The 13,872-nt window shown below is 71.8% G+C and carries 11 protein-coding genes; 3 read left to right on the top strand and 8 right to left on the bottom strand.

What is annotated here, in order from left to right; all coding sequences use genetic code 11:
* Window positions 1–3: 3 nt before the first annotated feature.
* Window positions 4–1,146, top strand: a complete 1,143-nt coding sequence (bar, locus tag ACYVKF_RS02130) for a barbiturase (RefSeq protein WP_460964510.1) — start codon at window positions 4–6, stop codon at window positions 1,144–1,146.
* 7 nt (window positions 1,147–1,153) lie between these two features.
* On the opposite strand, the gene ACYVKF_RS02135 is transcribed toward bar, so the two are convergent.
* The 5 genes from ACYVKF_RS02135 to ACYVKF_RS02155 form a co-directional block, all read right to left on the bottom strand.
* Window positions 1,154–1,333, bottom strand: coding sequence for a hypothetical protein (locus ACYVKF_RS02135; protein WP_056916688.1), 180 nt, complete (start codon window positions 1,331–1,333; stop codon window positions 1,154–1,156).
* Window positions 1,334–1,457: 124 nt separating this feature from the next.
* Entirely contained in the window at window positions 1,458–3,080 is a 1,623-nt protein-coding gene (gene purH, locus ACYVKF_RS02140) for a bifunctional phosphoribosylaminoimidazolecarboxamide formyltransferase/IMP cyclohydrolase (RefSeq protein ID WP_460964512.1), read from the bottom strand.
* Window positions 3,077–3,697 (bottom strand): phosphoribosylglycinamide formyltransferase, encoded by a 621-nt coding sequence (gene purN / locus ACYVKF_RS02145; protein WP_460964514.1) that lies wholly within the window; start codon window positions 3,695–3,697, stop codon window positions 3,077–3,079. The genes purH and purN overlap by 4 nt, the downstream gene beginning before the upstream one ends.
* Window positions 3,698–3,799: 102 nt before the next feature.
* Window positions 3,800–4,810, bottom strand: a complete 1,011-nt coding sequence (locus ACYVKF_RS02150; RefSeq protein WP_460964516.1) for a TIGR03557 family F420-dependent LLM class oxidoreductase — start codon at window positions 4,808–4,810, stop codon at window positions 3,800–3,802.
* Between the two features lie 216 nt (window positions 4,811–5,026).
* Entirely contained in the window at window positions 5,027–6,259 is a 1,233-nt protein-coding gene (locus tag ACYVKF_RS02155) for a cell division protein PerM (RefSeq protein ID WP_460964518.1), read from the bottom strand.
* A gap of 118 nt (window positions 6,260–6,377) precedes the next feature.
* Between ACYVKF_RS02155 and ACYVKF_RS02160 the strand changes: the two genes are divergently transcribed.
* Both ACYVKF_RS02160 and ACYVKF_RS02165 read left to right on the top strand, forming a co-directional pair.
* Entirely contained in the window at window positions 6,378–6,932 is a 555-nt protein-coding gene (locus ACYVKF_RS02160; RefSeq protein ID WP_082552989.1) for an RNA polymerase sigma factor, read from the top strand.
* Complete coding sequence (locus ACYVKF_RS02165) at window positions 6,925–8,373, top strand: hypothetical protein (protein ID WP_460964521.1); 1,449 nt, start codon at window positions 6,925–6,927, stop codon at window positions 8,371–8,373. The genes ACYVKF_RS02160 and ACYVKF_RS02165 overlap by 8 nt, the downstream gene beginning before the upstream one ends.
* 37 nt (window positions 8,374–8,410) lie before the next feature.
* Here ACYVKF_RS02165 and ACYVKF_RS02170 read toward each other — a convergent pair whose 3' ends face one another.
* From ACYVKF_RS02170 to sucC, 3 genes are all read right to left on the bottom strand, one after another.
* A complete protein-coding gene (locus ACYVKF_RS02170; protein ID WP_460964523.1) occupies window positions 8,411–11,389 on the bottom strand; it encodes a hypothetical protein in 2,979 nt (992 codons plus the stop codon).
* Window positions 11,390–11,682: 293 nt separating this feature from the next.
* Window positions 11,683–12,576, bottom strand: coding sequence for a succinate--CoA ligase subunit alpha (gene sucD / locus ACYVKF_RS02175; RefSeq protein ID WP_056916683.1), 894 nt, complete (start codon window positions 12,574–12,576; stop codon window positions 11,683–11,685).
* A 22-nt stretch (window positions 12,577–12,598) separates the two neighbouring features.
* The gene (sucC, locus tag ACYVKF_RS02180; RefSeq protein WP_056916682.1) at window positions 12,599–13,786 is read right to left on the bottom strand and encodes an ADP-forming succinate--CoA ligase subunit beta; all 1,188 of its coding nucleotides are present in this window, start codon (window positions 13,784–13,786) and stop codon (window positions 12,599–12,601) included.
* Window positions 13,787–13,872: the final 86 nt, after the last annotated feature.

Consider the following 13,872-nt stretch of genomic DNA (forward strand, 5'->3'; position numbering starts at 1 on the left):
CACGTGCCCGAAGCCATCGAGGTCCGCAAGGTGCCGCTCCACAGCGTCTCCGACGCCAGCGAGCTGGCGAAGCTCATCGACGACGGCGTCATCGAGGCCGGTCGCGTCGTCGCCGTCATCGGCAAGACCGAGGGGAACGGCGGCGTCAACGACTACACGCGAATCATCGCCGACCGGGCGTTCCGCGAGGTGCTGGTGGCGAAGGGCGCCGATCCGGCCAAGGTCAAGGAGGTGCCGATCGTCTGGTCCGGTGGCACCGACGGCGTCATCAGCCCGCACGCGACGATCTTCGCCACGGTCCCGGCCGACCGGGCCGAGCAGTCCGACGAGCCGCGGCTCACGGTCGGGTTCGCGATGAGCGAGGTGCTGCTCCCCGAGGACATCGGCCGCACCGCCATGGTCACCAAGGTCGCCGACGCGGTGAAGGTCGCCATGGAGCGCGCCGGCATCACCGACACGGCCGACGTCCACTACGTGCAGACCAAGACGCCGTTGCTGACGATCGACACCATCCGCGACGCCAAGAGCCGCGGCCACGACGTCTTCACCGAGGACACGCTGACGTCCATGGACGTGTCCAACGGCGGCACGGCCCTCGGGATCGCGGTCGCCCTCGGCGAGATCGAGATGCCCCGTGACGAGGACGTGCTCCGCGACCGGAGCCTGTTCTCCTCCGTCGCCTCCTGCTCCTCCGGCGTCGAGCTCGACCGCGCCCAGGTCGTGGTCGTGGGGAACACCCGGGGCATCGGCGGCCGCTACCGCATCGGCCACTCGGTGATGCGCGACGCCCTCGACGCCGACGGCATCTGGGAGGCGATCAAGGACGCAGGCCTCGACCTGCCGGACCGACCGCACTCGACGGACCTGCAGGGCCGCCTGGTCAACGTGTTCCTCAAGTGCGAGACCAGCCAGGACGGGGCGGTCCGCGGTCGCCGCAACGCCATGCTCGACGACTCCGACGTGCACTGGCACCGCCAGATCAAAGCCGCCGTCGGTGGCGTCACCGCGTCGGTGACCGGCGACCCAGCCGTGTTCGTGTCCGTCTCGGCCGCCCACCAGGGCCCCGACGGTGGCGGTCCCGTGGCCGCGATCGTCGATCTCGGGTCAGGCGACCCGACCGGCTACCGCGGGCCGCAGCCCGGCTGACGCGCCGTCAGAAGCCGCTGTTGCCGTACCCACCACCGTTGAACCCGGTGGCCGCCTGGTCCGACTCCGCCTGGGCCCGCCCCGGGGTATGGCGCGGGGTCGGGTCACCGCCCCACTTCCGGTCGTAGAGCCACGCCAGTCCCAGGACGACGACGAGCACTGACCCGATCACGATCCACATCATCATGACGCCACCCCTCCGGTGCCCGGGCGGCGTGCCCGGTGCGCCAACGGTCCCACGCCGGACCGCCGGACGCCAGAGAAGTCGACAACCGCACACCGCGGGCCGTGGGGCCCGCGGTGTGCCGGTGTCAGTGGGCGAAGTGACGGGTGCCGGTGAAGTACATCGTCACGCCGGCGGCCTTGGCGGCCTCGACGACCTCGGCGTCCCGCATGGAACCACCCGGGGCGACCACCGCGCGGACCCCCGCGTCGAGCAGCACCTGGAGGCCGTCGGCGAACGGGAAGAAGGCGTCCGACGAGGCCACGGCTCCGCGCGCCCGATCGGAGCCAGCCCGCGACACCGCGAGGTGGCAGGAGTCGACGCGGTTGACCTGGCCCATGCCGATGCCGACTGCCGCGCCGTCCTTGGCGAGCAGGATCGCGTTGGACTTCACCGCGCGCACCGAGCGCCACGCGAACGCCAGGTCGGCCAGCATCGCCTCGTCGGCGGCGTCACCGGAGACGAGGGTCCAGCGCGACGGGTCGTCGCCGCCGGGCTTGTCGCCCTCGACGACGGCGTCGACCTTGTCGACGGTCTGCAGGAGCAGGCCGCCGCTGATCGGCCGCATCTCGATGGCGTCGGCGTTGCGCGAGGCCTCGGCGGGCAGGCGCAGGATGCGGATGTTCTTCTTGCCCTGGAGCACCTCGAGCGCGTCGGCGTCGAAGTCGGGCGCGATGATGACCTCGGTGAACACGTCCTTCACCTGGTCGGCCATCGCGAGGTTCACGGTCCGGTTGGCGGCGATGATGCCCCCGAAGGCGGACACGGGGTCGGTGGCGTGCGCGGCGGCATACGCGGCCTCGATGGAGGAACCCACGGCGATGCCGCAGGGGTTGGCGTGCTTGACGATCGCCACGGTCGGCTGGTCGCCATGGTCGTGCGCGGCGCGCACGGCGGCGTCGGTGTCGACGTAGTTGTTGTAGGACATCTCCTTGCCGTGCAGCTGCTCGGCGGAGGCGACGCCGCCGCGCCAGTGGCGGTAGATCGCGGCCTTCTGGTGCGGGTTCTCGCCGTAGCGCAGCACGGCTGCGCGCGTGAAGGTCGCACCGGTCCACGCGGGGAAGCCGGTGCCGTCGGAGGTGTCGGTGTAGACGTTGCCCATCCAGTTGGCGACGGCGTTGTCGTAGTCGGCGGTGTGCACGAAGGCCTGTGCTGCCAACAGCTTCCGCTCACCCAGCGTGAAGCCGCCGGCCTCGACGGCAGTCAGCACCGCGCCATACGCGGCGGGGTCGGTGACCACGGCGACGCTCGGGTGGTTCTTGGCCGCGGCGCGCACCATCGACGGTCCGCCGATGTCGATCTGCTCGATGACCTCGTCCGGGGAGGCGCCCGAGGCGACGGTCTCGCGGAACGGGTAGAGGTTCACGACGACGAGCTCGAACGGCTCGACCCCGAGCTCCTCGAGCTGACGGACGTGGTCGTCCTTGCGCGTGTCGGCGAGGATGCCGGCGTGCACGCGCGGGTGCAGGGTCTTGACCCGACCCTCGAGGCACTCTGGGAACCCGGTCAGGTCGGCGACCTCCGTCACGGGGATGCCGAGCGACTCGATGAGCTTGGCCGAACCACCCGTCGAGACGAGGGCGACGCCGGCAGCGTGCAGGCCGCGGGCCAGCTCCTCCAGCCCGGTCTTGTCGTAGACGGAGACGAGCGCCCGGCGGACCGGGCGGCGTCCTGCGTCGTCAGCGGGCTTCGGGCTGGACTGCTGGGTCACGGAATGCTGACCTTCCCATCGGTGACGGTGATTCCCTCGCGGGCCGCGCGGCCCACGATGTTGACGAGCAACGGGTGCTCGACGGCTTTGATGCGTTCGTGCAGGGTGTCCTCGGTGTCGCCGGGCAGGACCTCGACGGTGGACTGCGCGATCACGGGACCGGTGTCGACGCCGGCGTCGACGACGTGGACCGTGCAGCCGGTGACCGTGGCCCCGGCGGCGAGCGCGTCACGCACGGCGTGGGCCCCCGGGAACGCCGGTAGCAGCGCCGGGTGGGTGTTGAGGACGACGTGGTCGCCCAGCACCCGCGGCCCGAGGATCTTCATGAACCCCGCCGAGACGACGAAGGCCGGTTCGTGGTCGGCGATCCGCTCGGCCAGGGCGGCGTCCCAGTCGGCGCGATCGTCGTGGTCCTCGACGCGGACGACGAACGTCGGGATGCCCGCGGCGGCAGCCTTGTGCAGGCCCGAGATCCCCGCCCGGTCGGCCCCCACCGCCAGGATGCGGACCCCGTAGGCCGGGTCGGCCGTGGCGTCGATGAGCGCCTGGAGGTTCGTGCCCGACCCGGAGATGAGGACGACGATGCCCGTGGGGTGCGTCGTCCCGTCCGCGGTCACGCGGGAGACGATACCGACCGTCGCGCGGACCCAGGCACCCGCGTCCACGCACCGGGTCAGGGGGCGGCGGACCGCCGGGTCAGGGGGCGGCGGACCGCCGGGTCAGGGGGCGGCGGAGCGCAGCTTCTCCAGCAGCGGGCCGGCTGCCTCGTCGAGGAACCTCTGCTGCCCCTCGTCCCCCACCTGCACCAGCGCGATGTCGGTGAACCCGGCGTCCCAGTAGGCGGAGACGGCTTCGACGATGGCGTCGAGGTCCGGCCCGCACGGGATGTTCTCGGCGACCTGCTCGGGGGTGATGAACTGCGACGCCCCCGCGAAGCCGGCCGGCGTCGGCAGGTCCGCGTTCACCGACCAGCCGCCGGCGAACCAGCGGAACTGCTCGTGTGCCCGAGCCTTGGCCCGCTCGGCGTCGGTGTCCCACGAGATGGGGATCTGCCCGATGGCGCGGGCCGAGGACGAACGGGCGCCCTCGGCGTCGCCGCTGCTCTCGGCCGCACCCCGTGCGTCGAGGAACCCCTTGACGAGGTCGGCGTCCGGCTCCACGGCGATGACGTGGTCGGCCAGCGGGCCGAACCGGGAGAACGACTTCTCGCCGGAGACGGCCACACCGATCGGGACACCCCCGTCGGGGCAGTCCCAGATGCGGGCCGAGTCGACCCGGAAGTACTCGCCCTGCCAGGTCACGAGCTTCCCGGTGTGCAGCTCCCGGATGATGTGGATGGCCTCCTCGAGCATGTCCTGACGGACACCCACCATGGGCCACCCCTCACCGACGACGTGCTCGTTGAGGTTCTCGCCGCTGCCGAGACCGAGGGTGAACCGCCCCTCGCTGAGGAGCTGCAGGGTGGCCGCCTTCTGGGCGACCACCGCGGGCTCGTAGCGGATCGTGGGGCAGGTCACGTAGGTCATCAGCTCGAGCCGCTTCGTCGCCTGTGCGACCGCGCCGAGCACCGTCCAGGCGTAGGGCGCATGCCCCTGCTCGGTGAGCCACGGGGAGTAGTGGTCGCTGCTCACGGCGAAGTCGAATCCGCTGCGCTCGGCGTCGACGGCGTAGCCGACGAGCTCGCGCGGGCCGGACTGCTCGGTCATCAGGGTGTAGCCGAATCGGGTCATGGCACCACCGTCACACGGGTCGGCGAGGGCCACCACCCGGGCGGAGGGCTCGGCTCACAAAGGGGGTGTCCTACGGCAACCCGGGTCATATTTCTGCTGGTGTCACCGAACGACACCCGCTTCGCGGGACGGGGGCGGGCGGACGGGGGCGGGCGGACAGGCGCGGACGGGACAGGCGCGGGCGAGGAGGTATGCGGTGCGGCCGGGCGCTGCCGGTCAGCGCCGGAGCTTCCAGCGGTCCCAGGCCAGCACCACTGCGGCGCCGGCGACGAGCTCGACGAGCAGCGCCAGGGTCATCGCCCCGGCCGGGGCGCCGATCGCGGACAACCGCTGCTGGCCGAGGGAGGCGCCCCCGACGACGTCGAGCAGGCCGATCAGGCCCGCCGCGAGGACGACGGCGACACCGGCGACCGTGAGCTTGGTGCGTTCGGTGGACAACCGGGCCACGGAGCGCAGCGCGCGCCACCCCACGAACGCCCCGATGGCGACCGGTACGAGCGCGATCGCCGGCAGCCAGCCGGGGAACGCGCCGGGCGCCGGCAGCGCCCCGAACACCGGGACCATCGGCAGCAACGACGTGCGGGACCCGGTCCAGGTCGCCGAGGCACCGTCGACCGCCGAGAAGCCGGTGCCCGCCATGAAGGACAGGGCCCAGAGGCCGAGGTTGGGCAGGACGAACAGCTGTGCCAGGGCGAGCACGGCCCCGCCGATCAGCCCGGGGGCCAGGGCACCCTGGAGGTTGCCGACGCTCGCGTGGTGCACGGCGACCGAGCCGATGCAGACGGCGACACCTGCGCCGAGGAGGGCGCCAGCGCCCTCGACACCCGGGCGCAGGGCGCGGCGGACCGCCTCGGGCAGCCAGGTCGGGCGCCGCAGGCGGGTCCCCGCGAGCTCGGGTCGCCGGCGGAGCAGCCTGGTCAGGGCCAGCGCGGCCGAGGCCAGCGGGACGACGACGACGGGCACGACCAGCGTCCAGAGCACCGGGCGTGGCCCCGCAGCGAGGGCGACGAGGGACCACAGGGCCGCGGCGACGGCATACCCGAGGGCCCACGCCCCCAGCCCGAACGCGAGGGGACGGTGCAGGAGGTCCCCGGCGAGGGCGACCGTGCGGTCCTCCGCGCTGTCACGGACCGCGCGGATGGCGGCCCAGGCCCCGCCGACCACGGCGAGGGCCAGGAAGAGGAGGGGGACGACCGTCACGGTCGTGGCCCCGAGGTCGAGGTGGGCGCCGGTGCCGAGGAGCCACAGGCTCGCCCCGACCCCCAGCGAGGTGGTCCAGGCGACGGTGCTCTCCGAGGCGGCCACCCACACCAGCAGGGCCGGGAGCACGAACACCAGGGCCGAGGCGGAGGCGGCGCCCGCTCCGGCGAGCAGGGTGCGCTGGTGCGCCCTCGGGTCGGGCCCGCCCGATGTCGACGTCGCCCCGCGCAGCAGTTCCATCACAGTCATGTCCGACCCATCGTCGCCGACCGGCCCTCCCCCGGGCCGCAGGCAACGCCGACGCCGGACCAGAAATGTCCGAACGCGCCGCAACCAGGGTCGCCGGGGTCGCGTCTGCTGGGGTGTGATGGCACTGAGGAACGGCAGCGTCGGGACGGCGCCGGACGAGGGGGACGTGGTGGTGGGGACGCAGTCCGCCGAGGCGGAGTTCGACGCGTTCTACCGCGACACCGCCCGCCGGGTCGTCCACCTCGTCTACGGCTTCACGGGTGACCTCACCGTCGCCCAGGACAGCACCCAGGAGGCGTACGCGCGGGCCTGGCAGCAGTGGTCCACCGTGCGGACCCACGACGACCCCCTCGCCTGGGTGCGGACCGTCGCCCGTCGGGTGGCCATCTCCGGATGGCGCAAGAAGACCACGCAGGACCGGGCGTACGAGCGGCACGGGGTCCGCGACACGACCGGCCCACCCACCGAGGACAGGGTGGCCGTCGTCGCAGCACTGCGGACGTTGTCCGAGCCGCTGCGTGAGGCCGTGACGCTGCACTACATCGGCGACCTGTCCATCGAGCAGATCGCCCATGAGACCAACACCCCCGCAGGCACCGTCAAGGCACGCCTGCACCGGGGCCGCGCCCAGCTGGCGCAGGCCCTCCGGCACGAGGAGACCACCCATGGCTGACCACGAGGACTGGACGGCGCAGGACGACGCCCAGCTGCGCGGCGCCCTCGCCACCCTGCGCCAGGACGTCGACCTGCTGCCCCTGCCGGACGTGCGGTTCGTCCGGGCCCGCGGGGTGAGGCGCCGCCGCCAGCGGGCGCTCGCCCTCACCGCCGCGGCGGCCGCAGCGGCAGTCGTGATCGGGGCGGTGGGGTACGGCCAGCTCGGCCGTGACAGCACCCTGCCCGCCACGCCAGCCACGCAGTCGACGGCGCCGGTACCCACCGCGGCGCCGACCGCAGCGCCCACGAACAGCGCCACCGACCCCATCGCCGAACCCGACGCCCTCCCATTGGTCACCGACTGGACCAGCAGCCTCGGCCTGACCGGGAGCACCCTGCTGACCCCGGTGAAGCCGTTCGAGGCGGTCGAGTGCCTCGACGTAGAGCCGGGCACCAAGGTCCAGCAGGCGATTCTGACCCAGCGGACCGGCAGCCTCTCCGGTGGACAGGTGCGGTTTTCCCTCGATGCTGGCACGGACGCCGGGACCGCGGCCTCCGGGGTGGCCAACGACATCTCGGACTGCGCCCTGGCCCCGGGCTTCCACGTCGACGCACTGACCGAGACGGCCGCGGGATCGCTGTTCGCCTACACAGCGGGCGACGCCGGTTCGGGGTGGTTCGCCGTCGTCCACGGGAAGCGGGACGTGGCCGTGCTGCAGGTCGTCGACCCCGACCATGCGAAGTCCGTCGTCACCGGGCAGCAGGTGGAGGCCTTGGCGACGATCGCCCAGGAACGGCTCACGCGCTACGGCACCGGCACGGCCGGCTCCGGGAGCCCGTCGGCCACCAGCACGACGCCGCAGATCGGACCGACCGGGAGCACGCGGGCGCTGTCCCAGGACATGCCGGTCGCCGGCCCCCGGCCGGTCCCGGCGTCGCCCCTGTTCGTCGCCGCCTCGCAGTGGCGGTCCCCGGCGCTGAGCGGGGACGTCACGACCACGGCCGGTCCCGGAGCCCTCGAGGGCTCCACCGCCATCGCCTCCTGTGAGACCACCGAGCAGCAGGCAGGCATCGGTGGTCGGGTCGGCGTCGTGTCGGTGAGGGCCGGCACCAGCGCCACCAGCTACGTCGGCCACCAGCGCGTGCAGCTCGACGAGTCGACCGGGGCGGCCGTGCAGCAGACCTACGTCGCCGCGCGCCTCGACGAGGCAAAGGCGTTGTACGGCAAGGGCTGCAAGTTCGGCAACGGCACCGTGACGTCCACCGCCGGGCCGTCGCAGGGCACCTACCGCCTCGACACCGTCTTCACCGACGGGAGCCCCACCCTCTCCGAGTGGGTCGGGGTCACCGCGCAGAAGACCTCCGGCGCGGTCTCGACGATCGTCATCACCAAGCTGAAGGACCAGAAGCAGGGCTTCGCCGAGCTGGACCGGCTCCTCATGCTCGCCCGCCAGAAGTAGCAGGCTGCGGCCGTCGAGGGCTGTCGAGGGTGGCGCCCTACTGGATGACGACCTCCTGGAGGGTCTCGCCCTGGGGGACGAACAGCTGGTTGCCGCGGACGACGAGCGCCGCGGGGGTGATGCCCGAGGCGACCGGGGTGCTCACCCGGAGGGTGGCGGGGTCGACGGCATACGCACGTCCCGCCGCGACGAGGTAGATCAGGCCGTTGACGCTCGCCAGGGCGGTGTTGCGGAACACCGGGGTGGCCTGCGCCTGTTGGGTCTGGATCATGATCGAGCGCAGCGTGGCCCCGGTGGCCGGGTCCAGCTCGTAGAGCGTGGTGCTGCCGGCGGCCCACAGGGTGCCCGTCGGCCCCATGACCACGGCGCCGTACGCCTCCATGCCCGCGGCGGGGGTGACCTGCCACAGGAGCTTGCCGGTGGCGGCGTTGTAGGCGAACACCTTCGCCGAGGACTGCGTGGGCGTGGCGCCCAGGCCACCCCAGCGGGACGTCCCGCCGTAGACCACGTCACCTGCCGCCGCGAGCGACACGATGCTCTGGTCGGCCACCGGCTCGGAGACGATCCTCGGGGTTCCGCTGTCACCGTCGAAGATGCCGAGCACGCCACCGAGGACGCCGTACTTCGGGATGGTGCCGAAGAAGGTCCGGGTGCCGGACGTGGCCCAGGCGATGGGTCGGTCCTGGCGGTACGTCGGGCCGAGCGTCGTGACCAGTGCGGGGTTGGTGCCGTCCACCCAGGGCTGCGTGCTGTCGTAGCGGAAGACCCGGCCGTCGGTGTAGGTGCCGATGTACTGGTACTTCCCGTGCTCGACCGACCCCTCGACCTCACCGATGACGGCGGCGCCGTAGGGCACGGCGGGGTACTGCGAGCGCTGGCTCAGGTCGAGGTCGACCATGGCCAGGCTCGAGCCGCCGAAGCCGCCGACCATCAGGCGCCCGCTGCCGAAGCCGAGGGACTTGATCTTCAGCTTGGTCGGTGCGAACTCCACGCGGTAGGTGCGCTGCTGCAGGGTGGTGGTCTCCAGGGCGGTCACGGTCCCGGCCGGGTCGTAGGCCAGCAGCCATCCGCCGGCGTCGCCGGAGAGCGTGGCCCGCAGGACCATCCGGTCGCGACCGGCGCCCATCGTCACGCCTCCGCGGTCGTCGGTGGCACCGGTCGCCGAGTTCACGGCGCGCAGCTGGTTGTACCGCAGGAAGTAGAAGTTGCCGGTGCCGTCGACCGGCGAGGGCCGCTGCACGGGGTAGTTGGCGTCCACGGACCACGAGCCCGACTGGGTGTCGTAGAGGCGACGCTCGCTGGCGATAACCGTCCCGCCCGACGACGTGCCGCTGGGCGTCTTGACGGACAGGTAGCGCCCGAGCAGGTCGACCTCGGAGACCTGGCCGCTGGTCACGGGCTGGGGCACGGCGATGGTGGTCTTGCTCGCGGGGTTCGACAGCGACACCCGCACGATGACGGGGTTGGTCGAACCGAGGCCGACGTAGGCGTAGCTGCTGTTGACGGCCAGGCTCCGCGCGTAGTCGTGGGCGGCGCTCACGGTGCCGAGGTTGGAGAAGGTGCCGGTGCCGGGCTGGTAGCTCCACAGCTCGGACTTCGGGTAGGAGGCGCCCCAGATGCGTCCGTCCGGACCCTCCTCGAGGTCGAAGACGGTCGCACTGCTGGCCGTGGCCCGGCCGAGGTCGGAGATCGCGGCATCACCGTAGGTCCAGCGCCACAGGTGCCCGTCGTTGCCTCCGACGTAGACCGCGTTGTCGGTGGTCGCCATCGCCCAGACGGACTCCATGCTGCCGAGGGTGAAACGCTCCTCGACGGTGTTGGACTCGATGTCGACGACCTGGAGCTCGGCCGGGCTGCCCGAGACGACACCCATCAGCTTGGCCCGGCCCGCCACGACGGCCGTCCGGACGACGTTGGTGTTGGCGAAGGCGTCGACCGGCTGCATCGTCCGGCCCTGGGTGAAGCCGAGGGTGGAGGAGCCGACGGTCGGACGCAGGTCCACCACGTCGAAGTCGCCGGAGGCCTTGGTCGACGAACCGGTGGACAGCTCGACGGTGGCCCAGTGCCCGGTGGTCGGCACCACGAGCTGCTTCGCCACGAGGCTCCACGTCCCGGCGGGCTTGCTCACGGCGATCGGGACGGTCTTGACGACGGCGAGGTTGGTGTCGAGGAACCGCACGGTCACCGTGAAGGTGCCCGAGGTCGGCCGGACCCAGGCGCGCAGGTCATGGGCGACGCCGGCGAAGACTGGCGTGCGGGCACTCGTGGCCTTGACGAGGCCAGAGGTGCTGGCGTCACTGAGGAACAGGCTCTTGGTCCCGAGCTTCGCGTACCCCGTCCGCACCTTGGCCGACGTCCCGGCCGCGGCGGACGTGGTCCACGAGGGCACCGCAGCGGTGGAGGAGACGGACTCGAATCCGTTGTTGGTCACGCCGGGCTGGATCACCTCGACCGCGTCCCACCAGACCCTCGACACGGACGCCGGGGTGGACGAGATCTCGACGACCACGCGGGAGGCCTTCGGCGGGGCGACCGCCTTCACCGCGATGCGCGACCAGAGCATCGTCGCCCCGGTCGACGGCGACGCGACGCGGGAGATCACCGCGCCCGCGGCGTCGTAGAACCGCAGGGCGAGGGTCTGGGTCCCGTTGTAGGTGTAGGCGTAGCCCTGGGCCTGGTACTCCACTCCGGGCGTCACGGTCCGTACCGAACGCAGGGCCGAGGCGCCGGCCGTCGCCGAGGGGTCGTCCACGCAGAGCGACCGCTTACCGGACAGGGCGACGGTGCCGGAGGCGTAGACCCGTGCAGGCGACGTGGCCGAGAGGGTCCACCCGGCGGGGGCCAGCGTGGTGCCCTCGAAGTCTCCGTACGAGTAGTTCGACGTGACCGACGTCAGGGCCGTGGCCGTGGAGGCCTGCCAGAAGAGCCCGGCCACGACGACGGCGATCACGGCCAGGGCTGCGGTGGCACGGGGGCGGAGCGCGCGGCGGCGTGGGGAAAAACGGGTCGACGACATGGCTGGGTCTCTCATCTGAGGGCGGGGGGAATCCCTCTCCCGCGTCGACACGGCTCGCCGCCAGGGGGTGCGGGTCACGGCCTTGGTCGTGCGGGAGGATCACAGGGAACCATCAGGACCGGACCCGGTAAACAGACTTGACCAACTGCTTACCCAAACACACCACGACCTCCCCCGGACGGCTGATGGGCCACCGTCGAAAGGTCAGCAGCACGACGACGAGCGGGCGACCACCGTCCCCGGTGGTCGCCCGCTCGTCGTCTGCCGTGCGTGTTGCTTAGTGCTGCAAGCGCTCAGGCGCCCAGCCCGCGCATGATCTCGCGCATCAGGTCGGCGGTGGCGGACGGCGTCTTGCCGACCTTGACCCCGGCGGCCTCGAGGGCCTCCTGCTTGGCTGCAGCGGTGCCCGCGGAGCCGGACACGATGGCGCCGGCGTGGCCCATGGTCTTGCCCTCGGGGGCGGTGAAGCCCGCGACGTAGCCGACGACCGGCTTGGTCACGTGCTCCTTGATGTATGCCGCGGCGCGCTCTTCGGCGTCGCCGCCGATCTCGCCGATCATGACGATCGCGTCGGTGTCGGGGTCGTTCTCGAACGCCTCGAGGCAGTCGATGTGCGTCGTCCCGATGATCGGGTCACCACCGATGCCGACGGCCGAGGAGAAACCGAACTCCCGCAGCTCGTACATCATCTGGTAGGTCAGCGTGCCCGACTTGGAGACCAGGCCGATGCGACCCGGGCCGGCGATGTTGGCGGGGATGATGCCGGCGTTGGACTTGCCGGGGCTGATCAGGCCGGGACAGTTCGGGCCGACGATGCGCGTCGTGCCCTTGTCCTTGCTGTAGGCGTAGAACTCAGCGGAGTCCTTGACCGCGATGCCCTCGGTGATGACGACCGCGAGCGGGATGGCCGCGTCGATCGCCTCGACCACCGCGGACTTCGCGAAGGCCGGGGGGACGAAGATGACCGACACGTTCGCGCCGGTGGCCTCGATGGCCTCGGCCACCGTGCCGTACACCGGCACCGAGACGCCGCCGTCGAACTCGACCGTGGTGCCGGCCTTGCGCGGGTTGACGCCGCCGACGATCGAGGTGCCCGAGGCGAGCATGCGCTGCGTGTGCTTCATGCCCTCGGAGCCGGTCATGCCCTGGACGATGACCTTGGAGTTCTCGTCGAGAAAGATTGCCATTGTTGTGTTCTCCCGGCCCTTGTCAGTTCGTCGCGGCCGAAGCCAGCTCGGCGGCCTTGCGGGCCGCGCCGTCCATGGTCTCTTCGATGCTCACCAGTGGGTGGTTGGCCTCGGCGAGGATGCGCCGGCCCTCCTCCACGTTGTTGCCGTCGAGCCGCACGACGAGCGGCTTGGTCGCCTCGTCACCCAGCGCGTTCAGCGCACCGACGATGCCGTTGGCCACCGCGTCGCAGGAGGTGATGCCACCGAACACGTTGACGAACACCGACTTCACCTGCTCGTCGCCGAGGATGATGTGCAGTCCGTTGGCCATGACCTCGGCCGAGGCGCCGCCACCGATGTCGAGGAAGTTGGCGGGCTTGGGCGACCCGGCGAACTCCTCACCGGCGTAGGCGACGACGTCGAGGGTCGACATGACCAGGCCGGCCCCGTTGCCGATGATGCCGACGGAACCGTCGAGCTTGACGTAGTTGAGGCCCTTCTCCTTGGCCGCGGCCTCGAGCGGGTCGGCCGCGTCCTTGTCCTCGAGCGCCTCGTGGTCGGGGTGGCGGAAGTCCGCGTTGGCGTCCAGCGTGACCTTGCCGTCGAGGGCGACGATGTCGCCGTCCTCGGTCTTCACGAGCGGGTTGACCTCCACGAGCGTGGCGTCCTCGTCGCGGTAGACCGCCCACAGCTTCTCGAGGACGGGCGCGATCTTGGCGCCGGTCTCGGCGTCGAACCCGGCAGCCTCGACGATCTCGGCGGCCTTGGCCGCGTCGATGCCGGTGTTGGGGTCGACCGCGATGCGCGCGAGGGCCTCGGGACGTTCGACCGCGAGCTGCTCGATCTCCATACCGCCCTCCTTGCTGCACATCGCGAGGTAGGTGCGGTTGGCCCGGTCCAGCAGCACGGAGAAGTAGTACTCCTCGGCGATGCGTGCGCCCTGGGCGATCATCACGGTGCCCACGGTGTGGCCCTTGATGTCCATGCCGAGGATCGCCTCGGCGAACTCCTCGGCCTCGTCGGCGCTCTTGGCGACCTTGACGCCGCCGGCCTTGCCGCGACCGCCGGTCTTCACCTGGGCCTTGACGACGGTGACTCCGCCGCTCTTGGGGCCGATGGCCTCCGCGGCCTCGCGCGCCTGCGCGGGTGTGGTGGCGGTGGCACCGGCGAGCACGGGCACACCGTGCTTCTCGAACATGTCTCGAGCCTGGTATTCGAACAGATCCACGTCTGACGTCCTCGTCTGCAGATGGGTGAGGTTCGGCCCCGAGACTAGTCCTGTCCGAGCACGGCAGGACCCGCGGGTGCTGCGGG

This window comes from Pedococcus soli (genome assembly GCF_054782575.1).

Excerpts from the sequence above, each read along its gene's own strand:
- ACYVKF_RS02155 (WP_460964518.1), bottom strand. The coding sequence starts at position 6,259 with ATGACTGTGATGGAACTGCTGCGCGGGGCGACGTCGACATCGGGCGGG.
- ACYVKF_RS02150 (WP_460964516.1), bottom strand. The coding sequence starts at position 4,810 with ATGACCCGATTCGGCTACACCCTGATGACCGAGCAGTCCGGCCCGCGC.
- ACYVKF_RS02170 (WP_460964523.1), bottom strand. The coding sequence starts at position 11,389 with ATGTCGTCGACCCGTTTTTCCCCACGCCGCCGCGCGCTCCGCCCCCGT.
- ACYVKF_RS02165 (WP_460964521.1), top strand. The coding sequence starts at position 6,925 with ATGGCTGACCACGAGGACTGGACGGCGCAGGACGACGCCCAGCTGCGC.
- sucD (WP_056916683.1), bottom strand. The coding sequence starts at position 12,576 with ATGGCAATCTTTCTCGACGAGAACTCCAAGGTCATCGTCCAGGGCATG.
- ACYVKF_RS02160 (WP_082552989.1), top strand. The coding sequence starts at position 6,378 with ATGGCACTGAGGAACGGCAGCGTCGGGACGGCGCCGGACGAGGGGGAC.
- ACYVKF_RS02135 (WP_056916688.1), bottom strand. The coding sequence starts at position 1,333 with ATGATGATGTGGATCGTGATCGGGTCAGTGCTCGTCGTCGTCCTGGGA.